The organism is Pseudogracilibacillus sp. ICA-222130, from assembly GCF_037892545.1.
Lineage (GTDB): Bacteria > Bacillota > Bacilli > Bacillales > Amphibacillaceae > Pseudogracilibacillus.
Window position 1 is genome coordinate 215,880 of record NZ_JBBKBG010000002.1, and the last position, 24,883, is coordinate 240,762.

A 24,883-nucleotide genomic window follows, 5' to 3' on the forward strand; every position below is an offset into this window, starting at 1 on the left:
CGATGCAACGTGCATATACTTCACCGATTGGCAATGAACTAACGTGTAAAAATTGGGAAATAGAAGGGTTGCTTAGACTATTTTTAAATAGTTTAGATCCTCGGGTTGCGGAAAATAGTAAAGACCTTGTCGTTTATGGTGGCGAAGGAAAAGCAGCACGAAATGAGGAGGCAGTCCATGCTATCATTCAATCATTGCAAACGTTAGAGGAAGATGAAACATTGCTTATTCAATCAGGAAAACCGGTTGGAAAGTTTCGGACGTTTAAGGAAGCGCCACGTATCGTGAATGCTTCCTCTATTTTAGTTCCAGCATATTCGGATGATGAACATTTTCAAGCATTAGTTCAAAAAAATTTAATGATGTATGGACAATCGACAGCAGCTTCGTGGGCGTACATTGGTGTGCAAGGTATTTTACAAGGGACATTTGAAACGATGGGAGAAATTGCCGATCAACATTTTCACGGAACATTAGCAGGGAAAATTGTACTCACATCCGGTTTAGGGGGAATGAGTGCCGCACAACCATTATCTGTAACGATGCATGGCGGTGTTTGTATTGTTGTAGAAGTATCAGAAGAGAAAATTGATAAACGGCTCCTTTCTAATTATTGTGATTTAAAAGTACAGACGATGGAAGAAGCAATCGTGTTAGCGAAAGAAGCGGCAGAAGCGAGGAAACCTTTGGCAATAGCGGTCGTTGGTAATGCTGCAACTTGTTATCGATATGCATTAGATGCTCATTTTATTCCAGATATTGTAACAGATCAAACGTCTGCACATGATGTAACATACGGCTATGTACCAAGTGGCTTAACGGTTGAACAAACAAAGATTTTACGAAGCAAACATAAAAAACATTATGAGGCACTCGTGAAAGAAACGATCATGGAACATGTGGAGGCGATGCTACAATTTCAAAAACATGGTGCAATTGTATTTGAATATGGAAATAATATTCGACAACAAGCATATCAATTAGGGGTCCAACATGCATTACAAATTCGTGGATTCACAGAGGCATATTTACGTCCATTATATTGTGAAGGGCGTGGTCCATGTCGGTGGATTGCATTAAGTGGGAATCCAGATGATATTTATACGATTGACGATATGATTTTACAGAAGTTTGCACATGATGAACGGGTGAAACGATGGATAGAGTTCGTCCAAGAAAAAATATATTTTTACGGTTTACCTGCTCGTACCTGTTGGCTTAATTATGAAGAACGAAAAGAAATTGGTGTACTCGTCAACGAGATGGTTCAAACAGGAGAACTATCAGGTCCAATTGCGTTTACGAGAGATCATTCAGAAGGGTCGACAATGGCAGCACCTTTTAGAGAAACGGAAAAAATGCTTGATGGTAGTGACATCGTTGCGGACTGGCCGATTTTAAATGCGATGTTAAATACAAGTGCAGGTGCATCCATGGTTAGCATTCAAAACGGTGGTGGCATGGGAATTGGTAATTCTGTCCATTCTGGGATGACTGTTATTGCGGATGGAACGATAGAGGCGACAGATAGATTGCGTCATGTGTTAGCAGTAGATCCAAAGATGAATATGATACGCCATGCGGATGCAGGGTATAAAAAAGCAATCGATTTATTAGAGAAAATGGAGGGAGAGTAAACAGATGGAATTGAATTTATATCATGTACCCTCCTTATATAAAAAATTACTCCCGATATCGATCGAAAAAAATATGATATTACGTGAAGTAGATGTACTCCCACAAAAAGTAGGCATCCTCTTTATTCCTAATGATAAACAATTACTTTCTTCTATATCCGTTGCCAAAACGATAGTTGTCATGGATGAATATTGGGAGCAAGATGTTATTTGGTGGTTTCATCAAGGGGTAGAACGTTGTTATATGATGGACCATTGCTGGGAATTAGCATTGACACAATTACAATATGAAGAAGAAAAAAGGAAGAAAAATGCATACCGCATTGCACTGCAAGAAAAGTTTTCTGTTCGGGCAATGAAAGAAAGTTTGGCATATGATTTAATCCATGGTCGAGCAAAAAACATCCGTGAAATTTGGGAAAGAAGTAAATTAGCACAATTGACTGCACTTCCAAATACAGTTTTACTCGTAAGCATTGACCATTTTAATCGCCTTGCGAAAAATAAAGGCATTTACTGGAAAAATAATTTGAGAAAAGAAGTATTGTACGTCATTCGTGCACAATTACCGTTTCATGCCTCTTTAATCGTCTTAACACATGAACATCAATTTGCGATTTTATTACCATTACCGATGGAAGAGGAAGAAAACAGTCGGGAATATGCAATGAAACAGGCAGTTACATTACAAAAGGCAATTGCGAAAGAGACACCTTATACCGTAACGATTGGGATTGGCAATCGTTATGATGACCCGAGAAATATACATGAATCATTTAAAGAAAGTGAATATGCGTATTCATACAGTTTATTTACAGAAGAAAATATGATTATTCATATTCAAGATGTCGATTATTATGAGACCGTGTCGTATGAAGAATTAAACAGGAAGGTACAAGATATTATTTCTGTATTTGTGCATGGGGATATGGATGGCGCTAGACAGGCGTGTACAGCATTGTTTTTATATGTAAAGGAAAGCAAAGTAGAACCGCTCATTTTTAGATTGCAAATGATTGAAATGTTATCGACCATATCAGAAGCTGCAATACAACATGGTGCAAATCCGAAACAAATAATGCCATTACAAATTAAATACGCTAAAAAAATGTATGAAATAGAAACATTGCGTGAATTAGAAGAAATGATGATGAATATGATGACACAATATATTGCATCTATTCGAGAAACAAATAATGAAACGACATTACGTTCGGTTCAGGTTGTATTGCAATATATAGAGAAACATTATGCTTCAGATGTCAGTTTAGATTTGCTTGCAGATATGGTTGAATTAAGTCCAAACTATTTAAGTCATTTATTTAAACAGACGACTGGGAGTTCCTTCGTAGATTATTTAACAGAAATACGGTTGAAAAAGGCAAAAGAGATGTTGCGAGAGCTTCATTTTACCATTTATGAGATTGCAGAAAAAGTAGGTTTTAGCTCGTCACAGTATTTTAGCCGGGTTTTTAAACAAGCAGAAGGGATGACACCTACAACATATCGTAATAATGTATTACGGGGGAGATAATGAAAAACTTTATCGATTTAAAGTGCAAAAATCAACTGTAGAAAAGTGCACAAACCTGTATAATTTTCTACTATGTAAAAATGCACATTGTGCTAAACTTAAACTATAGCAACATGGAAAGCGTTTCATGTAAGCGGTTCAATTTTAATGATATACAAAGTGAAGGAGAGATTATAGATGGAAAACAATAGATTAAAGGTAACAAACATTCGTGCACCAAGAGGAAATGAATTAACATGTAAAGGATGGGTTCAAGAAGCGGCAATGCGAATGTTAATGAACAACCTTGATCCTGAAGTGGCAGAAAATCCAGACGACTTAGTTGTATATGGTGGAATTGGAAAGGCTGCAAGAAACTGGGAATCATACCATGCAATTATTCATGAATTAAAAGCATTAGAAAATGATGAAACATTATTAATTCAATCTGGTAAACCAGTTGGGAAGTTCCGTACACACGAACATGCTCCACGTGTTTTAATTGCAAACTCGAATATTGTACCTGCATTTGCAAACTGGGATTATTTTAATAAGCTGGATAAGGAAGGCTTAATGATGTACGGTCAAATGACGGCAGGAAGTTGGATTTATATTGGAGCACAAGGTATTTTACAAGGAACATACTTAAGCTTTGTAGAAGCTGGAAAGAAATTATATGGTACACCTGATTTAACTGGTAAATTTATTTTAACTGGTGGTATGGGTGGAATGAGTGGGGCTCAACCATTAGCAGGTAAAATGGCGAAAGCAGTTATTTTAGTTGTTGAGGTAGATCGTGCACGTATCGAAAGAAAAATTAAAGAAGGATACTGTGACTACATTGAGGAAGATCTTGATACAGCCCTTGCAAAAGTAAAAGAATTAACAGAAAAAGGGGAGCCTGCTTCGATTGGATTAGTAGGAAACTGTGCAGACGTATTCCAAGCGATTCATGATAAAGGATTCATTCCTGATATCGTAACAGATCAAACGAGTGCACATGACCCGGTAAATGGATATGTGCCGAACGGTATGACATATGAAGAAGCATTACAGTTACGTGAAGAAAATCCGAAAAAATATGAAGAATTATCTTTAGCTACGATAGCTGCACATGTTCGTGCGATGCTAGATTTACAAAAAGCTGGAGCAGAAACATTTGACTACGGAAATAATATTCGTCAGTTTGCAAAAGAACAAGGAGTAGAGAATGCATTTGACTTCCCTGGTTTTGTACCGGCATACTTACGTCCATTATTCTGTGAAGGTTCTGGTCCATTCCGTTGGGCAGCGTTATCTGGAGATCCAGAAGATATTTATAAGACAGATGCGTTAGCGAAAGAAATGTTCGCCCATGATGAAGCATTAGTAAACTGGATTGACATGGCGCAGAAAATGGTTAAATGGCAAGGGTTACCGGCGAGAATTTGTTGGTTAGGATACGGAGATCGTCATCGTTTCGCACTAAAAGTAAACGAAATGGTTGCAAGTGGTGAATTAAGTGCACCAATCGTATTCGGTCGTGACCATTTAGATAGTGGATCTGTTGCATCGCCAAACCGTGAAACAGAGGCGATGAAAGATGGATCAGATGCAGTGGCAGACTGGCCATTATTAAATGCGCTAATAAACACGAGTGGTGGAGCGAGCTGGGTTAGTTTACACCATGGTGGGGGAGTAGGAATGGGTTACTCCATGCATGCAGGGCAAGTATTAGTTGCAGATGGAACAGAAGCCGCAGCAGAAAGAATCAATCGTGTCTTAATATCTGACCCTGGAATGGGTATTATTCGTCATGCAGATGCTGGATACAGTCGCGCCTTAGAAGTAGCAGAAGAACGTGGCGTACACATTCCAATGAAAAAATAATTAGGTTTTTCACTAGAATGTAGTATAATAGATTCGGAGAAAAAGTCTGCATATATTTTGGTACTACACAGAATAAAGAGATACCTGTGTAGTGCCAAAGCTATATGTGTGCAATTTTTTACATACATATTTGTAAGCGTTTTAAGGAAAGGGGAGGGAGTTATGTTCACAAATGCTGTTGTTATTAGTGTCATTGTGATGGTTGTGTTAAGTTTAATTAGAATCAACGTTTTATTCGCACTAATCATTGCTGCGCTAACAGCTGGTGTTGTATCTGGAATGGGGATTGTAGAATCAGCCTCTATTATGATTGGTGGTATGGGAGGTCAATCAGAAACAGCACTAAGTTATATTTTACTAGGAATTTTTGCTGTTATGATTGGAATGTCAGGAATTACACAAATTTTAGTTAATAAAATGTTAGCTGTTTTCTCTGGAAGAAAATTAGTATTAGTGTTTTCTATTGCAATTATTGCATGCTTTTCACAAAACGTTATACCAGTACATATTGCATTTATTCCAATTTTAATTCCGCCATTATTAGTATTATTTGATGAAATTAAATTAGATCGTCGTGCTGTTGCATCCGCATTAACGTTTGGATTGAAATTTCCATATATTACAATTCCAATAGGGTTCGGATTCATTTTCCAAGATATTGTTGTGGATGAGATGAATGCAAATGGAATTGATATAACATTAGGGCAAGTGACAAAAGCGATGATGCTTCCAGGAGCGGCCATGATCGTCGGGTTACTTTTTGCCTTACTTATTACGTATCGAAAAGATCGTGCGCCGAAAGAAGTAGAAGGCGATCAGAAGTTAACAGATATCGATATGGCTGAAAGTATTACAGGCGTGAAAAAAGTATCCTTTAATTTAGGGCATTTGTTTACAATTCTAGCTATTATTGCAGCACTTGTCATTCAGATAGTGACAGAATCATTAGTATTAGGGGCTTTAGCAGGAATTATTGTGATGTTTGCGACACGTGTTGTTGAGTTTTATAAAGGAGACAAAGTCGTGAATGAAGGGATCGGCATGATGGGAATGATTGCATTTGTTATGCTTATCGCTTCTGGTTATGCTTCTGTTTTAAAAGAAACAGGACATATCGACGAGTTGGTAAAAGCAACCATCGGAATTGTAGGAGATTCTCACTTTTTAATCGGTTTATTCTTACTACTAGTTGGATTATTAATTACGATGGGAATTGGAACATCTTTCGGTACGATTCCTATTTTAGCCGCGTTATACGTACCAATATTTATCGAGACAGGAATTTCACCAATAGCAGGTGCGGCATTAATTGGAACGGCTGCAGCACTAGGAGATGCAGGTTCCCCGGCAAGTGACTCTACGCTTGGACCAACTTCCGGTCTAAACGCAGATGGGAAACACCACCATATTTGGGATACTTGTGTACCAACATTTTTACACTACAACATTCCGTTATTCTTATTCGGCTTGTTGGCAGTATTTATTTTTTGATGTGTATGAACAATAAATTTTAAAAATATATGAACTCCAAAGGTTGGTCTAAGATCAACTTTTGGGGTTTCGTACATTTAGAGTGGGGTTCGTATATTTATATGTTATGACAATTTCTGAAATATAGTAGATGGATGAATATGATAGGGTATAGTGATAGATTTACATGGTAAACCATATGTTTATATGCAGATAGTAGCGGGAAAATATTGAAAAGAGCGTTATTGGAACAATATGAAAAGGCGGTGAAATAAATGGATATGTACGTGAATGGGATTGGGATGACTCCGTTTGGAAAGTTTCCAGATAAAACATTAAAAGGAATGTTACTTGAGGCAGCAGAAGAAGCAATTCAAGATGCTGGGCACCCGAAGATTGATGCGGTTTTTGTCGGTAATTTTATGAGTGGTTCTGTCTATAACCAAGAAATATTAGGGGCGATTATGGCCAATGATTTAGGGTTAGGAGCCATTCCAACGATGAAAGTAGAAGGGGCATGTGCATCAGGAGGCATAGCTTTAAGGCAGGCATATATCAGTGTTTTAAGTGGAGAATATGATACGGTTCTAGTTGCCGGAGCGGAAAAAATGAAACATATTTCAACAGTAGAGGTGACCAAAGCAATCAATGCTGCTATGGACAATGAATCAAATGAAAAACATGCAGGACTCACGTTTCCAGGATTTTTTGCAACGATTGCTAATCGTTATTTTTATGAAACGGGTGCAACAAAGGAACATTTAGCGAAGGTAGCGCTTAAAAATAGAAACCATGCAATCCGAAATCCACTGGCACAGTTTCGGGTAGAAACGTCTATGGAAGAAATTATGGCATCACGGATGATAACCGATCCACTTGGCTTATTTGATTGTTCACCGACGACAGATGGAGCGAGCGCGATTATTATTTCACGAACACCTTCAGATGTAAAAATTCGAGCAAGTGCACAAAGTTCAGGCCCAACACAAATGCAAAATATCGATGATTTACTTACATTGGAAGCGGTAAAAACATCCGGACAATTAGCTTATGAAAAAGCAGGAGTTGGTCCTGAAGATATAGATGTCATTGAAATACATGATTGTTTTTCGATGACGGAAATTGTATCATCCGAATCACTCGGATTTTTTAAACGTGGAGAAGGTTTTATGGCACTAGAGGAAGGTAGAACAACTTTTACAGGGGATGTGCCAATTAATACGAGTGGTGGACTATTATCAAAAGGGCATCCAATCGGGGCTACTGGAGTGGCGCAAATTCATCAGTTGGTACTTCAATTAAGAGGAAAGGCACCGAATCAGGTCGAACAACCCAAATTAGCTTTAGCACAAAATTTAGGTGGAACAGGTGCGTATTCAACCGTTCATATTCTAGAAAGGGTGAACTAAGATGCAAGGTTATCGATGTCAAAATTGCCACGCTGAAAGTATAACAAAAACGACTTTTTGTCCAAAATGTCAATCGCAATCTTTTGAATTATTTACATTGCCGACAAATGGTACCGTATACAGTTTTACAATCATTCGGGTTGCACCTCCGGAATACGTAGATTTTGCTCCATATACAGTTGCATTAATCCAGCTAACAGCAAATTTACGGATTACTGCATTTATTCAAGAAGCTGTTTCAATTGGAGAGAAAGTTCGTTGGAAAGAAACGAAAAATCAAACATTTATTTTTGAAAAGGTTGTCTAGAAGTGAGGGATTCGTTTGGGACGTGTGATACACATCATGACGACTGCTATATCTAGGTTTATGCCGATGTGGCTCGTCTTTTTTTCTTTCCTTGCGTATGCGATACCGCATATATTCGAACCAATTCAAGGATGGACGGAGTTTTGTTTAGGTTTAATCTTTTTTTTAATGGGTATGTCATTATCAACAGAACAAATAATAAAAGTGATAAAAAGTCCGAAATATGCTTTTTATGGTTTTTTATTAAAGTGGACTGTTACAGTAGGTATATCACTCTTAATCGCTCTATTATTTATGAAAAAAATGCCTGAGATTGCTTCGGGAATCGTATTAGCAGGCACCGTGCCGAGTGGAACTTCTGCTAATTTATATACGTTTATTGCCGGTGGAGAAGTTGCATTAAGTATTACGATGGCGACATTAGATACGATTGTATCTCCCATTTTAACTCCATCCCTCATGCAAGCGACGGTCGGACAAATAATTCCAATCGATTTTTGGGCATTATTTTTAAATATTATCGTTGTCGTTTTTATTCCACTATTTTTAGGATGGTTGGCACAGTGGAAATGTTCAAACATGGTAAAACGAATCCGTCCACATACGTCCATTTTTTCGCAGTTGGCTTTATTTGTTATCGTATTAGCTGTCGTGTCAAAAGCCCAACCGACATTGGAAGAAAATCTGGTTCATTTGCCAGTCATTTTTATCGCTGTAGCCTTTCAAGTAATTGTTCCAATGTATATAGGATATGTTTTAGCGTGGAGGTGGTTAAAAGTACCGAAAGCATATGCGATTTCTATTTGCTTTCATACAGGAATATGTAATACAGCACTATCGGCAACTCTAGCGACAGAACATTTAACGACACTTGCTGCAGTACCATCCGTACTTAATATGATTATTAATTTAACGGTAGGTGCTTTCGTTGCGAATTATTTTGAACGAACATTTTTACATAAAAAACATATAGTATCTTAGTAGAACATATAAATTTTATAGAATTAATTGACATTTATTTCATAGAATTATAGAGTGGATTTATGTGATTAAAAAATTCATAATTATACATATTCATATTGATGAATGTTGTAATTGGAAAGAAGGGGATAGAATGAAGAAATTATCAGTAATGATTATGGCACTTGCATTCATGGTGCTAGCAGCGTGTGGAGCAACTACAGATGTTACATACGAAATGGAAGAAATGGGCATTAAAGCAAAAGTTGAAATGTCTGCCAAAGGAGACAAAGTTCAAAATCAAAAAGTTACGATGACTTTCCCATATGATGCAATGGGCGTTGAATCGAAAGAAATGGCAGAAGAAATGTTAAAAGAGGACGTCGAAAGTGAAACAGAAGAATTCGAGGGACTAAAAGGTGTGAAAGTCTCTAATGAATTCCAAGATGATCAATTTGAACAAGTGATGGAAGTAAATTATAAAGAAGCTGATTTAAAAGAATTAGAAGATGCTGGTTTTGACTTTGGAGAAGAAGAAAGTGACTACATTAGCTTAGAGAAAACAGAAGAAAACTTAGAAGATGAAGGATTCGAAAAAGTAGAAGAGTAGAATAATAAAAGTCGATGCATATGTTTGTGCATCGATTTTTTTATGGAAATTTGTAATAAAAATGTCTTAATCTCTCCATTATTTTATTACGATTCCATGATAAAATGAACGTATGATTAGTGGAGATTGGAGTAATGCATATGAAACGATTATGGACAGGATGTTTCGTTGCTATCATTGCGATCGTTCTAGTCGCTTGTAGTGACGCGGATGAAAATTTAGGTTTTGATTTTGATGAGGATGGGAAAAATACCGTTACGATGAAATTGCCTTCAGATGAGCTAACGAACACGATTACGTTAGAAGCAGATGGCGATAAGGTGCATACGCAAACGACTGAAAATGAAGCGTCTTATGATCATTATGGCGTATCAAGTAAAGCATCGGCAGAGGTAGCTTTTAATGATGTCATCGCACAATATCGAAAAGTAGAAGGATTAGTGTACGATGTGGAGTTTTTAGAGGAAGGCGTCCATGAAACATTGTCAATCGATTTTGATAAAGTAGATATAGATGCCTTGAAGGAAGTGCCAGGAATTCAATTTGATGGAAACATTAAAAAAGGAATTAGCCTAAAAGCTACGGTAAGTCAGTTAGAGGAAGCAGGCTATGTTGTCGAGTAAAATCACCTCTAGAGTTAGATGATTATCTAATTCTAGAGGTGATTTTATCTTTATATGCAATGGAGAAAAGGGACGCTATTGATATGAAAAATAAGCAGTCGCAAAGTGGCATGGGAAAATAAAACTTGTTTAAACGATGGTATGTCGTCGCTTTGGTAAGTAAGTTCATTGTTTTTACACAATAATTGTCATTATTCAACAATTTTTTCATTCACGTTGTTTGACTATTAAATTAATAAGTGGTAAATTAATTTTTGTCGGCTTTTTTTTTGTAACATAAAAAGCTCTATCATTCGCTATTTTTCAACCTAAACTGTTTAAATTTTCAGAAAAGGAAAATAATTTAATAGAAGGCAGAAACGTAGCAAGGTTTTTAGGAGGATTTCAGTGAATAAAAAGAATATCGTCGTATTAGGATTTATGTTATTTTCCTTGTTCTTCGGAGCTGGAAACTTAATATTCCCACCTTTAGTTGGGATGCAGGCGGGAGATTATTTCACCCCTGCGATTATTGGTTTTTTATTGACGGCTGTTTGTATACCATTTTTAGCAGTGTTATCTGTGTCATTTTCAAATGATGGATTACTAGAAATTGGGCGTCGTGTAAGTCCGATTTTCGGTGTCATTTTTTCTATGTTAGTATATTTGTCTATTGGGGCATTATATGGAATTCCAAGAGCTGCGAGTGTTGCGTACGAACTAGGTTTTACCCAAATATTTGCCGTTGAAAACAAAATGGCACTGTTCATTTTTACATTAATATTTTTTACATTCACTTACTTTTTAAGTGTCGATGCGAAAAAGATGATTGACAATATTGGGAAAATCTTAACACCGGCATTATTAATCGTGTTAACTATTTTATTTGTACAAGCCTTTATGAAGTTGAATTATGAAGGACGTGTACCAGATCCAAAATTTGAATCTTCCCCATTTTTAACTGGTTTTCTAGAAGGATATTTTACGATGGATGCGATCGCTGCATTGGCATTTGGAATTGTCGTAATTAATGGGTTAAAGTTAATGGGCGTAAAAGACAAGAAAGATATTATGAAAGGAACAGCGTTTGCTGGGATTATTTCTTCGATTGGGCTAATTTTAGTTTATTTATCTTTAAGTTGGATTGGCCGTGTACTTACATATGATGTGGAAATGACGAATGGTGCAGATATTTTAGTATATGCATCGAACGTGTTATTTGGTAGCACAGGAAGTGTGGTATTCGGTGTCATAGTATTACTTGCTTGTTTAACAACTTCTGTTGGGTTAACGAATGCATGTGCAAGTTTTTTTCATGAAATTTATCCAAAAATAAAACTTAAACAATTTGTGTTATTGTTTGTAGTTATCGGAATGTTAATTACAAACTTAGGTTTAAATACGATTTTAGCAATTGCGACACCTATTTTAGTATTTATTTATCCATTTGCAATTGTTTTAATTATACTGTCATGTATTCAACCGATGATCGGTGAAAGTCGAAAAATGTATGTCGGTTCAGTAATCGTAACATCCGTATTTGCAATTTTAAGTGTATTAGATTTCTTTGAAATTCATATTGATGTAATCGAAAATATATTCGGTTACTTACCTTTATATGCAGATGGGCTCGGTTGGGTCGTTCCAGCATTTGTCGTTGCTATTATTGGATATATCGTCGATCAATCACAAGGAAAAGTGAAAAAAGCTAGATAAAAATAAAAACTCCCCACGATGGTGAGGAGTTTTTTATTATGCATGTTTCGCTTGGAATTCCTTCATAAACTCGCTTAATGCAAGACAAGCTTCTGTTGGCACTGCATTGTACGTAGAGGCACGACAACCACCGACAGAACGGTGACCATTTAAACCTACAAATCCTTTTTCTGCAGCTTCTTCTAAAAATTGTTTTTCTAATGCTTCATCTTTTAAACGGAACGTAATATTCATGAGTGAACGACTTGCTTTATCAGCATGTCCGATATAAAAGCCATTGCTTTCATCGATTACATCATAAATATAAGTAGCTTTTTCTTTATTTACTTTTTGGATAGTTTCAAGGCCACCTTGCATGTCAATCCATTTTAATACTTCGCCTAACATATAAATCCCGAATGTTGGCGGTGTATTGTAAAGAGAGTTGCTATCGACATGTGTTTGGTATTTTAAAATAGTCGGTACTTGTTCATTTGCTTTTTCTAGTAATGACTTTTTAATAATAACGACCGTTACACCGGATGGACCAAGGTTTTTCTGTGCACCAGCATAAATCATATCGAATTTGCTTACATCGATAGGTTTGGACATAATATCACTCGACATATCTGCAATGACAGGTACATTTCCGAAATCAGGATATTCTTGCCATTGTGTTCCATAAATCGTGTTGTTTGTCGTAAGATGCACATATGCGTCGTCCTCATTTACATCCTCAGCAGAGACAGTAGGAATATGACGGTATGCATCATCTTTGGAAGATGCAATTTTATATCCTGTACCAAATAATGCTGTTTCTTTGAACGCTTTTTCTGACCATGAACCTGTCATGATATAGCCTGCTTTCGTGTCTTTCGTTAAGAAGTTCATTGGGATCATAGAGAACTGTAAACTTGCTCCACCTTGTACGAAAATAACTTCATAATCATTTGGAATGTCATATAATTTTTTTAAGCGATCAATTGCTTCATTATGTACTGCTTCATATGTTTTGCTACGGTGACTTAACTCCATAACTGACATGCCACTTTGATTGAAGTTAGTTAATTCTTGCTGGGCCTTTTCTAAAACAGCTGTTGGTAGCGCTGAAGGGCCAGCGTTAAAATTGTATACGTTTCGACTTGGATGATTCACTTTTATTCACTTCCTATATTATAATAACTCATATTATACTCTTGTTTTACTCGTTTGTTAAGTTGGAATAGATAGACTTTTCAAAAATATATTGTGCTTCTTTCTCCTATCGTTCATAATAAGGATAGAATATATTAGGAGGGGATCCATTTGTCAGGCCAAAGACTTGTCGGTATTCTAATCGTGATTTTTGGAATTGGTTTGTTGTTGCAACAATTTGACCTCTTTGATTTTACGAGTATTTTAGCAAATTGGTGGCCAATCTTTTTTATTTTAGTAGGAATAATTCAGCTTTGGACAAATGGAATGCAGGCAATCATCTCAGCACTTATTTTTCTCATCGCTGGAGTAATATTGCTGATGAATATATGGATAGACTTCAATCTATGGCAAATATTATGGCCGTTGTTGCTTATTATGTTTGGATTGTCGATCATTTTTTCTAGACGGGAATGGAAGCAAGCAGTAGATGAAGCGGATGACATCCATTTAACAACATTTCTTTCAGGGATTGAATCGAAAAGTGGAGCGGAAAATTTAAGTGGTGGTTCTATTTTATCTGTCTTAGGTGGTATCCAACTAGATCTACGTCATGCACAACTTGCTGAAAACGGTGCCATTCTGAATGTAACAACGATACTAGGCGGGGTTGAAATCATTGTACCTGAAGATGTACAGGTAGAAATAAAAGGAACACCCATTTTAGGCGGTTGGGAAAATAAAACAAATACATATGGTATGGAGAAAAACAAAACATTGTATATAAATGGTGTTGCTGTGCTAGGTGGCATTGAAGTAAAACATTAATTAGGGGATAAGAAGATGAATGAAAAAGCTAAAGATTTTTGGTTGGATTATTGGAGTGGAAAAGGAGAGGTAGCACCAACAAATGTTACAGCATGGCAATTTGGTGTAGATGCTGATGATTTAGCACAATTAGTTGTTGACGGAATAAAAACAGCAACATGTTCTGGGCATATATTTTATGAATTAGAGAAAGAACCATTGCCAAAAGTAGGGGATTACAGTATTATATTAAACGGTGTAAATGAGCCAGAAGCTATTATTCGTTTAACGGAAGTAACTGTTACTCCAATGAATGAGGTAACAGAACAATTTGCATATGATGAAGGAGAAGGTGACCGTTCTTATGCCTATTGGTGGAAGGAACATGAAGCTTTTTTTACAAAGGAATTAAAAGGATATGGGTTACCGTTTCAAGAAGATATGCTCGTCGTATGCGAAAGATTTGAATTAATTGCGAAATAAAAGTTAGGATGTACACTTCATGAATTTTACCGAAAAATTAATCACGATTCTTCTTCTGACATTTTTAATCGGAGTAGCAATTGCCTTTGTTGGAGGGTTATTTTTCTTTGGGTTTGCTGGATTATTTTATTTAATCGGCATCGAATATGAATCATATACATCCTTAATATTATTTGTCGTTGCATTTTTATGTATCGGTTTTATAGTAGATATATTTTTTGAAGGTCTTGCAACATTTTCAAATGGATATATCGAGAAAAAATGGCAACAAATAGGGATGTTTTTCCTTTCATCATTTGCTGGGAACTTTTTAGTCTTAGTCATGGTTGATTCCGTTATGACTTCGATTTCATTATCTTTTCAAGCAAAGTTAATTTTAGCTGTTTGTTTAGCATTAATCGACCAAGCATTTAGTTCTGATGGAGACAAAAAAGAAGATCGAAAAGCATGAAGTTATGAAAAAATAACTTTCATGCTTTTTTACATGGTTATTTTTAGTTAGGAGAACGCATATCGTATAAGAACGTGGCAGATTCATTATTTTAATTGTATTCATATCAGGATTTTCACAAGGGATGTTATTTCGAGGTAGATGGTTTATGGAGGCATTTCCACTTAATGTTGTACCGAGATCATCTTAAAAATTAGTAAAGAAAAATTTATATAAAATTTTTATAAAAACGCTTTCCTATTAATCTGATATACGGTAAAATATGGGGTAATAAAGTGTGAATATACATAGGAGGTAGAATGATGAGTATTTTAAAGCGATTTAAAGATATTATGTCTAGTAATATAAATGCATTATTAGATAAAGCGGAAGATCCGGAGAAAATGATCGATCAATATTTACGTAATTTAAATAAAGATTTGCGTGAAGTAAAGTCAGAAACAGCGACCATTATGGCAGATGAAAAACGTGCGAAACGTGAATTGCAAGAATGCCAAAGTGAAGTAAATAAAATGGAAACTTACGCAATGAAGGCGTTAGAAGCAGGGAATGAAGATGATGCACGTAAGTTTTTAGAAAGAAAACAACAAGTAGAAACGAAGCTTGCTGAATTACAGAAAACAGCAGAAATTGCTCAGGCGAATACTACGCAAATGCGTCAAATGCATGATAAATTAGTAAATGATGTACAAGAGTTAGAGTCTAGAAGAGCGATGTTAAAAGGAAAAGCAGCTGTAGCAAAAACACAAGCGAGAATGAATGAAATTGGAGCTTCGGCGAAAAATGCCAATGCATCCATTTCAGATTTTGATCGTCTAGAACAAAAGATTAATCAATCTTTAGATGAGGCAAATGCAATGGCTGAATTGAATCAAGGCGATTCAAATGATGTCGAAAATTTAACAGCTAAATATGACCAAACTAATAATGACGTAGAGAATGAACTCGCTGCATTAAAGGCTAAAATGGCAGAAAAAGACGAATAATCGAGTATACAAAGAAAAGATCGTAGCGGATTCGTTACGATCTTTTTATATAAGGGGGGGATTTTCTTGTTATTACATTATAAATGCCCGAACTGTGGCGATGATATGGCATTTGATACGGAATCTGGTAGTTTGTCCTGTAGCAGTTGTGGACATCAGGAGAATATCGAAACATATGATGACGCATATATTGAGCATGCATTTGCAGATGATGAGGAAGTGAAAGAATATCACTGTGAAAACTGTGGTGCGATTGTGATAACTGATGCAGATACGACAGCTACTTCATGTAGTTTTTGTGAGGCGGCTGTCGTTTTAGGGGACCGATTAACAGGAAAATTGGCACCGAAAAAGGTCATACCTTTTAAAATAAATAAACAACAAGCACAAGAAGCATTTGTGAAATGGTGTAGAAAAGGTATTTTAACGCCACGAGGGTTTATGACAGCAAATCGAATTGAAAATATTACGGGCATGTATGTACCATTTTGGATTTACGATATAAATAGTAAAGTAGAATTTCGTGGAACTGGAACGAAAGTGCGAACATATTCCAAAGGTGATTATATTTATACGGAAACGAAATATTACGATATTTACCGAAAGCTTGACTTATATTATAGTCGTGTACCAGCAGATGCTTCTGAAAAAATGGCGGACGACATTATGGATAAGTTAGAACCATATCATTATAACGATCTAGAAACGTTTAAAACACCTTATTTAGTAGGTTATTTAGCGGAAAAATACAATTACGATGATAAGGATTTATTGCCGCGTGTGAAAGGGCGAGTAAGAAAGTTTGCTCAAACGTATACGAAATCAACGATGCCTGGGTATGCGACGATTACGACGAAAAACGAAGATATTCATACGAAAAATTTACGTGCACAATATGCTCTATTTCCTGTTTGGATGGTTTATTATAATTTGGATAAACAACAACATACATTTGCAATGAACGGTCAAACAGGAAAGGTTGTCGGTAAACCACCAATATCTAAACGAAAAGTTGCCTACTGGTTTAGTGGGATTTCTGTAGGGGCATTTGCAGTCATAAAATCGGTCGCTTTTGCAATTAGTGGGGTGTTTTGGTAATGAAAAAATTTGTATGGTCCTTGACTATTCTGTTTCTAGTTGCATTACTACCACTACCAGTTGCTGCCGAAAATCCCGCAACGACTCATGTATATGATGAGGCAAATTTATTATCTGATTTGCATATGGAAGAATTAGAAACAATTGCAGCAGAGTACGGGGAAAAGTTACATATTGATTTTATTTTCTTTACTCGTGAGGATAATACGACTTTTATTGGAGATTATATGGACGATTTTTATGATGAAAAAGCTCTTGGATATGATAAAGCACATGGGAGAGCGGTTTTAGTAGGAATTGACATGAGCGGACGCGATATTGTCATCGATGCCCATAGTGATGTGAAAGAGAAATTGGATACAGATCGACTGACGATGATCCGTGATACAATTACAAGTGATTTAACGAACGGGAATTATATAGAGGCATTTACGAATGTTATCTACCTTACGGATAAATATATGCAATTTAAACCTGGAGTAAATCCGGATAATCCAATGTACAAAACGTCTGTTCAGATTATTGTAGCGCTTATTGTAGGTGGCGTTGTTGTTGGGGGAATGTTATTTAGAATGAATCCACGCATGACAACAAATGCTGGGACGTATCATGATTCCAATAATTCGGAAATTTTAGGAAAACGTGATCGATATATCCGTACAACCGTGACAAAACGTCGCAAGCCAAAGCAAAATAAAAGTGGTGGTGGAAGTTCTGGTGGAAGCATAGGACGTACAGGTGGAGGTTTTTCTAGAAGTAGAAGTAGTGGGAAATTTTAGTTGAGAGGGGAAGTTGAAATGGGATTTTTTAGAGGACAATTAGCGAATGTTGTAGAGTGGGATGAATTTCGGGAAGATATGATTTTTTGGAAATGGCAAAATAATGAAATTAAAAAAGGATCAAAATTAATTATTCGTCCTGGACAGGATGCCATTTTCTTCCATCAAGGGAAAATCGAAGGTGTGTTTGAAGAAGAAGGAGATTATAATATTGATTCTGATATTATTCCATTTTTATCGACATTAAAAGGATTTAAATTTGGTTTTAATTCTGGTATGCGTGTGGAAGTGTTATTTGTTAATACGAAAGAATTTACTGTGAAATGGGGAACGAAAAGTCCGATTATGATTCCTGCTGAAGGTTTACCAGGGGGCTTGCCAATTCGTGCGAATGGAACATTTCATTTTAAAGTAAATGATTATGTTGCTTTAATTGATAAAATTGCTGGAGTTCGCAGTAATTATGTCGTGGAAGATGTTCGTTTACGAATTAATTCTGCTTTATCCCCGTTATTAATGAAGTGGATTAGCCGTGAAGGAAAGGATATGTTTAATTTACAAGTAAATGCCGAGGAAATTGGTCGCGGGATTCAACAAGATTTAGATATGCAATTAATGGAAGACGGTTTAACAGTTACTCGTTTTCATATTATGGACTTTAATTATCCGAAAGAAATTGCAGATAAAATTAAAAAATCAGCCTCCCATAGTATGGTTGGAGATGTTGGCAAATATCAACAGATAGAAATGGTTGATGGAATGACATCAGGAAACATGCAAGGCGGTGGTACGGCGTCTGATATGGCTAGTATGATGATGGGAATGAACATTGCAAAAGAGATGATCGATCATACGAATACTGGCAGTTCGAAAGGCGAAACGAAACAACAGCAACAACAGCAGGCTGGCAGTGGCCAACAACAGGAGCAATCATCTGGAGATAGTGCTGCGCCGAATTTCTGTCCGAACTGTGGAACGAAAACAGGTGGCGCAAATTTCTGTGGTAATTGTGGACAAAAATTAGTGTAATGAAATGACCTTGCGTTTCACTTGCGGAAATCTGTGCTAATTCCGCAAGTGTTCGTGGAAATCGCGTTCAACTTGCGGATATATATGCTAATTCCGCAAGAGATTGAGGAAATCACGTTCCACTTGCGGATATATATGCTAATTCCGCAAGAGATTGAGGAAATCACGTTCCACTTGCGGATATATGTAATAATTCCGCAAGAGATAGAAGAAATCGCGTTTCACTTGCGGATATATGTAATAATTCCGCAAGAGATAGAAGAAATCGCGTTTCACTCACTAAGTAAATTCTATTTTATCGTATTCAAAACCCTTTCTCACTTTGGTGGGAGAGGCTTTTTTTACGAAAATAGAGTTTTGTGATAAAAACCTCCACAGAAAACAGAAAAATTTTGTAAAACGTTTAAGTCTTTAATTGACTTGTTTTCAACAGGAATCAATCTTATAATAGCCTGTAAACTCAAACATGACAAAGCTAATTTCCATACATATTTTATTGCTTAATGTAATAGCGAAAAAATCGTAAATAATTCGACGATATGGAGTGATAGAAATAGGGAATAAAAAGGCAGACATGATAGAGGTCCACGCTTTTGCCGATAACCTTCAACAAATATCTTCAGATATACAGGCACAATTGGAGAGTGTGATTAAAAGCATCGATACAATCCAAGGAATGTCATCCTTTTCTGGACAAGCAACCCAAGTGAAGATGAAAAAATTCATGATATTATCCCATCAGTATCCGATATTACCACCGCAAGATCACCTGATTTCTCAGACGTAAATGAGTGGAAGAAAAAGGTAGTCAAAGAAGCAGAAGAGTTAGAAGAAGACATAAGTAGTTTCACTAGTACTGGAAATGAGACAGATGTCAGAGCAATTATGCAGCAGATGGAAACGGTGATGAATCGGGCAGGCAGGGATACGGAGAAATGAGATTTTTAGATTTAAAGGTGATTCATCAATAGGTAGTCAATGGCGGTATAGGATTGATGTTGTTGATGAACAAATCAAGAAATTAGCAAAAAGTATGACACCAGAACAACTAAAAAATACTTATTTGAATGTGAAATTAACACATTAGTAGGAGGAGTATAAATGGAAAAATACTTAAAAGATTTTAAATTGCATAATAAAGTTTCGAGTGAAATCATTGAACAATATAAGCAACTAGTACCAAATGAAATTATAGATTTATGGAGTAATTATGGATTTGGTACATTTATGCAAGGGTATTTTAAAAGTGTAAATCCAGAGGAATTTAAAGAGATTCTAGGGGAGAGTAGTCAAAGATACAAGGATTCAGTTGTGTTGTTTGCTACAGGAATGGGTGATCTAGTTATTTGGTCAGATGGATTTGTTAGATTACTTAATTACAGGTATGGTGTGGTAAAAACAATTATGTTTACATTTGAATTTTTCTTTCAAAATATTAATGATCTGGAATTTAAAGATGAAGATTTTTCTTGGCAACCGTATCCCGAAGCCCTTAGACAATATGGTGAATTGGATTATGATGAGTGCTTCGGCTATACACCACTATTAGGTTTAGGCGGAGAAGAAAAAGTAGAAAATCTAAAAAAAGTCAAACTGAAGGAACATATTCTAGTTATTACTGAACTTATGGGACCAATTCGGTAATATTTGGGAGTATGTTACAGAATTAACTATAAGCACTTGATTGCCTTATTAGGAATTAGGTGTTTTGTTTTTATTTAGAAATTTAACTTTGAACTATATTGGAAATTGATTTACTGAAATTCATAGTTCATGAAGGTAGTACCATCATAGAGTATTGATATAAATGATACTTTAACAATGTATAAAGATGTTCAATAAGAAACTAAATGACAGCAGAAGAGGACGCACAATTAAAAAAATTAATTACAAATTATAAATCTTAGCATTATCGAGAAAACTAACTTAAATGTGTCCTAAATATTGACGTGTCTCCTAATTATTTTGACATTTATAAACAATTCCGCAAGAGTTCGTGGAAATCGCGCTCAACTTGCGGATATACGTGCTAATTCCGCAAGAGATAGAAGAAATCGCGTTCCACTTGCGGATATATGTAATAATTCCGCAAGAGATTGAAGAAATCTCGTTTCACTTGCGGAAATCCGTGCTAATTCCGCAAGAGTAAGAAGAAATCGCGTTCCACTTGCGGATATATGTGCTAATTCCGCAAGAGATTGAGGAAATCACGTTCCACTTGCGGATATCCGTGCTAATTCCGCAAGAGATAGAAGAAATCGTGCTCCACTTGCGGATATATGTGCCAATTCCGCAAGAGACCGCAGAAATCGCGTTCCACTTGCGGATATCCGCAATAATTACGCAAGTGACCGCAGAAATCGCGTTCCACTTTCGGATATCCGCCTTTGTGTTGAATCTTTTCACCCGGCGTATGCCCAAACGATAACGAATCAAGAGGGCTACATTCGACCAGAGCGGAAGATAGAAAATAGTATGAGTATAAATAGTAAAAAGGCGATGACAGAACCGATTTCAATGACTGGCAAACGCCATAATAAGGTTGTCTGGCCTGAAATAGCTGCGCCAACGATTAGGCCGACCATTAAAATACAGAATGACAGTAAAATAATACTAAATGAGAGACGATTACTAATTTTATCAAGTCGTCGCATAAAAAAAGGTAAGTCAGAAACATTGATATCAAAACGGAGCTTGCCTTTTTTTAATGTTGTTGTAACATCTTTTACATCTTGTGGTAGCTCAGATAAAATATCAGCATTATCAATTAGCTGTTCCCACGTTTTTTTCGCAATAAAAGATGGTTGCATTCTTTCTTGAATTAGCCGTTTTCCAAAAGGCTCCACGGCTGACATGATACTGAAAGTGGGATCTAATCCCGAAATGATTTTTTCAATCGTGATGATTGTTTTTCCTAAAATAGAAATTTCATTCGGTAATTGTAGTTCATATTCATAAGCAATATCGAACACCTCTTTAATGATCGCCCCAAGTTTAATTTGCTTCATCGGCATATCATAATATTTCGCTATTAAATATTCTAGATCACGTAATAAGGAGCTCCGATCTGTTTCGCCCGTCATCATCCCTAATTTACCAAATGTCTTCACGATTCCTTTTGCATTTCCTAACTGTAAATTTATGACGAGTGATGTAAAATGGTAGCGCATTTCTTCTGTCAGTTGGCCGACCATACCAAAATCTAAAAAGACGACACGGTTTCTCGGTAAAATATAAATATTACCTGGATGTGGATCTCCATGAAAAAATCCGTCGATAAAAATTTGCTCAAACATTGCATTTGTAATCGTTTTTGCAATTTTTCGTTTATCATAATCATGTGCTTCTAATTCCTCATAATGGTTTACTTTTATTCCGTGGATCATTTCCATCGTGAGTACTTTTTTCGTTGTATACTGCCAATAAACGATTGGAATATGTACATCATCATTATCTGCTAGTTGCTTAGCAATCTTTTCCGCATTACGCCCCTCATGCATGTAATCTAATTCATTGCTTAATGAAAATGCAAATTCATCAACCATATCACGTAATTGGTAGGCACGAGCCCATGCAAAATGATCCTCTAAAAACTTTGAGAAATCACGTAAAATTTCTAAATCGGTTTGCATCGTTGTTTCAATGCTCGGTCGTTGAATTTTTACAGCAACTTCTTCCCCTGTATGTAGGGTGGCAATATGTACTTGTCCGATAGAAGCCGTCGCTAGCGGTTCTATATTAAAATGTGCGAACAATACATGGATAGGAGCATGTAATTCTTCTTCTATCGTTGCTTCAATTTTTTCATATGGAATTGGAAATACATCGTCTTGTAATTTTTCTAATTCATCTGTAATTTCCTTCGGGATTAGGTCATTTCTAGAACTAGCAATTTGTCCTAGCTTTATAAAAGTTGGACCTAATTGTTGTAATGTATTACGTAACTTACTACCGATATCTTGTAAATTCATATCGGATGTTTCGGAATATTTTTTTCGATCAGTTAAACCAATTCGAAATAAAAAGTGGCTAAAACCATTTTTTAAAAATGTATTTAATACTTCTTGAAATCGTTGTGTATGCTTCATTCGTCTACGAAACATGCCATCGCTCCTTTGTGCCGATACGTTATATTCATTATAAGAGAAAGAAGGTGGAATGAAAAGGAGAAGATGATTATTCCCTACATATGTAGTACGATAAGGGTATGTTTATATGAAAAAGGAGTAATGAAAGTGAAGTTTTCTGAATTTGAAATTGGAAAAAGCTATGAAACAGCATCTTATCAAATGACGTTAGAGGAAATTCAAGCCTTCTCACGTAAATTTGATCCACAATATATGCATGTAGACGAGGTCCGTGCAAATGAAACGGAATTTGGTGGCATTATCGCTTCAGGAATTCATACATTAAATATTTCATTTAAACTATGGATAGAGGTAGGAGCGTACGGTGATGAAATCATTGCTGGGCGTCAAATGGACAAGGTGATTTTCAAAAAACCTGTATATCCGGGTGATATATTACGTGTGATCGTGAAAATAACAGATAAAAAAGCTATAAAAGGTAACCGTGGACTCGTTACATGTAAAATGACGACGTACAATCAGCATGATGAAAAAGTGTTAACAGCCATCTTAACAGCTCTAATAAAGGATGTATAACGATAATTATCCACATTTCTGTGGATAATTAGATTGAATTTGTTAATAATTCTGACAATTCAACCTAAAAATTACCAGTCCAGTAAAGGAATGGTAATTTTTATTTAAGCTAATCCTTCATATGCAGCATTCATTCCAGCAAGTCTTCCTGTTACGAGGGCAGAAGTAATATTGTATCCACCTGTATACCCGTGGATATCTAATATTTCCCCACAGAAAAATAATCGTTCCATCCATTTGGATCCCATTGTACTTGGGGCGATTTCCTTTGTAGATACTCCGCCACCTGTTACGAATGCTTTTTCAATTGGTAATGAACCATGTACATCGAAAGTAAAATTTTTAAGCAATGAAATCATCTGGAGCAATGTTTCTTTTTGGATATTCCCACATTTTGTCGTTTCCTCGACTTCTACCTGTTCCAATAGAAAGGTCACCATTCGTTCTGGTAACTTGGTTACTTCCCGAAAGATATTTTTACATGACTTTTTTGCATTTTGTTGTACGGCTGATAGGACCATTTCTGTTAATGCATGTTCATAGATATGTGGGAGTAAATCGATTTGTAGTGTAACTTTTTTGGCACCTTTCATCAATTCTTTTACAACGAATTGAGAGCAACGTAAAATAGCAGGTCCAGATACACCGAAATGTGTGAACACCATATCCATTTCATGTGTGACAATCACTTTACCTTTTTTATTTAAAACGGAAACAGCTACATCCCGAAGCGACAGCCCTTGTAAGGTGCGGTCGCGAATAAATTTTTCTTTTGAAGTTAAAGCGACTTCAGTCGGATATAGTTCTGTGATCGTATGGCCAGCCTTTTTTGCCCAAGCATATCCGTCCCCGGTTGATCCTGTATGTGGGACAGATTTCCCTCCAACCGCTATGACGATCGCTTTTGTCATTATGTTTTTCCCGTTTTGCAAAATGACCGTATGGGCTTCCTTGTCATAATGGATTGCTTCAACAGGATGGTTTAATTTCACTGTCACTCCTAATGTATGAAGGCGGTCAATTAATGTTTGCACGACAGATTGAGCGGAATTTGATTTTGGAAACATTCGACCATGGTCCTCTTCTTTTAAACCGACACCTAAATTTTCAAAGAAATCGATAATATCATAATTGTTAAAAATAGAAAAAGCACTGTAAAGGAATTTCCCATTGCCTGGAATATGACGAATGACCTCGTCTTCTGGAAGGCGATTCGTTACATTACAACGTCCACCGCCCGAGATTGCTAGCTTTGTTCCGAGCTTTTGTCCTTTTTCTAATAATAATGTATTTGCACCAGTTTCTGCAGCAGAAATGGCTGCCATTAAACCAGATGGACCGCCACCAATTACTGTGACATCATATTGCACTATGTCCAAA

22 protein-coding genes and 1 pseudogene are annotated in these 24,883 nt (G+C 36.3%); 20 read left to right on the top strand and 3 right to left on the bottom strand.

The window, feature by feature from the left end:
- Positions 1–2 precede the first annotated feature (2 nt).
- The 10 genes from hutU (WKT09_RS02395) to brnQ all read left to right on the top strand — a co-directional run bounded on the left by hutU (WKT09_RS02395) (position 3) and on the right by brnQ (position 12,093).
- A complete protein-coding gene (gene hutU, locus WKT09_RS02395) occupies positions 3–1,637 on the top strand; it encodes a urocanate hydratase (protein ID WP_340414497.1) in 1,635 nt (544 codons plus the stop codon).
- A gap of 4 nt (positions 1,638–1,641) precedes the next feature.
- Positions 1,642–3,171 (top strand): helix-turn-helix domain-containing protein, encoded by a 1,530-nt coding sequence (locus tag WKT09_RS02400; protein ID WP_340414498.1) that lies wholly within the window; start codon positions 1,642–1,644, stop codon positions 3,169–3,171.
- A 177-nt stretch (positions 3,172–3,348) separates the two neighbouring features.
- Positions 3,349–5,019, top strand: coding sequence for a urocanate hydratase (hutU, locus tag WKT09_RS02405; RefSeq protein WP_340414499.1), 1,671 nt, complete (start codon positions 3,349–3,351; stop codon positions 5,017–5,019).
- 162 nt (positions 5,020–5,181) lie between these two features.
- Positions 5,182–6,510, top strand: coding sequence for a Na+/H+ antiporter family protein (locus WKT09_RS02410; protein ID WP_340414500.1), 1,329 nt, complete (start codon positions 5,182–5,184; stop codon positions 6,508–6,510).
- A gap of 254 nt (positions 6,511–6,764) precedes the next feature.
- Positions 6,765–7,898 (top strand): thiolase C-terminal domain-containing protein, encoded by a 1,134-nt coding sequence (locus WKT09_RS02415; protein WP_340414501.1) that lies wholly within the window; start codon positions 6,765–6,767, stop codon positions 7,896–7,898.
- A gap of 1 nt (position 7,899) precedes the next feature.
- On the top strand, positions 7,900–8,205 hold the full coding sequence (locus tag WKT09_RS02420; protein WP_340414502.1) for a Zn-ribbon domain-containing OB-fold protein: 306 nt from the start codon (positions 7,900–7,902) through the stop codon (positions 8,203–8,205).
- 24 nt (positions 8,206–8,229) lie between these two features.
- On the top strand, positions 8,230–9,186 hold the full coding sequence (locus WKT09_RS02425; protein WP_340414545.1) for a bile acid:sodium symporter family protein: 957 nt from the start codon (positions 8,230–8,232) through the stop codon (positions 9,184–9,186).
- 133 nt (positions 9,187–9,319) lie between these two features.
- Positions 9,320–9,775: a DUF1307 domain-containing protein gene (locus tag WKT09_RS02430; RefSeq protein WP_340414503.1), complete on the top strand. Its 456-nt coding sequence runs from the start codon at positions 9,320–9,322 to the stop codon at positions 9,773–9,775.
- A gap of 140 nt (positions 9,776–9,915) precedes the next feature.
- Positions 9,916–10,398, top strand: coding sequence for a DUF1307 domain-containing protein (locus WKT09_RS02435; RefSeq protein WP_340414504.1), 483 nt, complete (start codon positions 9,916–9,918; stop codon positions 10,396–10,398).
- A gap of 387 nt (positions 10,399–10,785) precedes the next feature.
- Complete coding sequence (gene brnQ / locus WKT09_RS02440; RefSeq protein ID WP_340414505.1) at positions 10,786–12,093, top strand: branched-chain amino acid transport system II carrier protein; 1,308 nt, start codon at positions 10,786–10,788, stop codon at positions 12,091–12,093.
- Between the two features lie 36 nt (positions 12,094–12,129).
- On the opposite strand, the gene serC is transcribed toward brnQ, so the two are convergent.
- A complete protein-coding gene (gene serC / locus WKT09_RS02445; protein ID WP_340414506.1) occupies positions 12,130–13,227 on the bottom strand; it encodes a 3-phosphoserine/phosphohydroxythreonine transaminase in 1,098 nt (365 codons plus the stop codon).
- A 150-nt stretch (positions 13,228–13,377) separates the two neighbouring features.
- Between serC and WKT09_RS02450 the strand changes: the two genes are divergently transcribed.
- From WKT09_RS02450 to WKT09_RS02490, 9 genes and pseudogenes are all read left to right on the top strand, one after another.
- The gene (locus WKT09_RS02450) at positions 13,378–14,034 is read left to right on the top strand and encodes a LiaF transmembrane domain-containing protein (RefSeq protein ID WP_340414507.1); all 657 of its coding nucleotides are present in this window, start codon (positions 13,378–13,380) and stop codon (positions 14,032–14,034) included.
- A gap of 15 nt (positions 14,035–14,049) precedes the next feature.
- Positions 14,050–14,496: an ASCH domain-containing protein gene (locus tag WKT09_RS02455; RefSeq protein ID WP_340414508.1), complete on the top strand. Its 447-nt coding sequence runs from the start codon at positions 14,050–14,052 to the stop codon at positions 14,494–14,496.
- A 19-nt stretch (positions 14,497–14,515) separates the two neighbouring features.
- Positions 14,516–14,947, top strand: coding sequence for a YrvL family regulatory protein (locus WKT09_RS02460; RefSeq protein ID WP_340414509.1), 432 nt, complete (start codon positions 14,516–14,518; stop codon positions 14,945–14,947).
- A 302-nt stretch (positions 14,948–15,249) separates the two neighbouring features.
- Positions 15,250–15,933: a PspA/IM30 family protein gene (locus tag WKT09_RS02465; RefSeq protein WP_340414510.1), complete on the top strand. Its 684-nt coding sequence runs from the start codon at positions 15,250–15,252 to the stop codon at positions 15,931–15,933.
- 66 nt (positions 15,934–15,999) lie between these two features.
- The gene (locus tag WKT09_RS02470) at positions 16,000–17,031 is read left to right on the top strand and encodes a TFIIB-type zinc ribbon-containing protein (RefSeq protein ID WP_340414511.1); all 1,032 of its coding nucleotides are present in this window, start codon (positions 16,000–16,002) and stop codon (positions 17,029–17,031) included.
- A complete protein-coding gene (locus WKT09_RS02475; RefSeq protein ID WP_340414512.1) occupies positions 17,031–17,810 on the top strand; it encodes a TPM domain-containing protein in 780 nt (259 codons plus the stop codon). Before WKT09_RS02470 ends, WKT09_RS02475 begins: the two co-directional genes overlap by 1 nt.
- Positions 17,811–17,828: 18 nt before the next feature.
- A complete protein-coding gene (locus WKT09_RS02480; protein ID WP_340414513.1) occupies positions 17,829–18,839 on the top strand; it encodes an SPFH domain-containing protein in 1,011 nt (336 codons plus the stop codon).
- A gap of 964 nt (positions 18,840–19,803) precedes the next feature.
- Positions 19,804–19,926 (top strand): annotated as a pseudogene (locus tag WKT09_RS02485) (polymorphic toxin type 15 domain-containing protein); the annotation flags it as partial.
- 14 nt (positions 19,927–19,940) lie between these two features.
- Positions 19,941–20,483, top strand: a complete 543-nt coding sequence (locus WKT09_RS02490; RefSeq protein ID WP_340414514.1) for a T6SS immunity protein Tdi1 domain-containing protein — start codon at positions 19,941–19,943, stop codon at positions 20,481–20,483.
- Positions 20,484–21,280: 797 nt separating this feature from the next.
- On the opposite strand, the gene WKT09_RS02495 is transcribed toward WKT09_RS02490, so the two are convergent.
- Complete coding sequence (locus WKT09_RS02495; protein WP_340414515.1) at positions 21,281–22,942, bottom strand: ABC1 kinase family protein; 1,662 nt, start codon at positions 22,940–22,942, stop codon at positions 21,281–21,283.
- A gap of 132 nt (positions 22,943–23,074) precedes the next feature.
- On the opposite strand from WKT09_RS02495, the gene WKT09_RS02500 reads away from it, so the two are divergent.
- The gene (locus tag WKT09_RS02500; RefSeq protein ID WP_340414516.1) at positions 23,075–23,503 is read left to right on the top strand and encodes a MaoC family dehydratase; all 429 of its coding nucleotides are present in this window, start codon (positions 23,075–23,077) and stop codon (positions 23,501–23,503) included.
- Positions 23,504–23,607: 104 nt separating this feature from the next.
- On the opposite strand, the gene WKT09_RS02505 is transcribed toward WKT09_RS02500, so the two are convergent.
- A complete protein-coding gene (locus WKT09_RS02505) occupies positions 23,608–24,873 on the bottom strand; it encodes a BaiN/RdsA family NAD(P)/FAD-dependent oxidoreductase (RefSeq protein WP_340414517.1) in 1,266 nt (421 codons plus the stop codon).
- Positions 24,874–24,883: the final 10 nt, after the last annotated feature.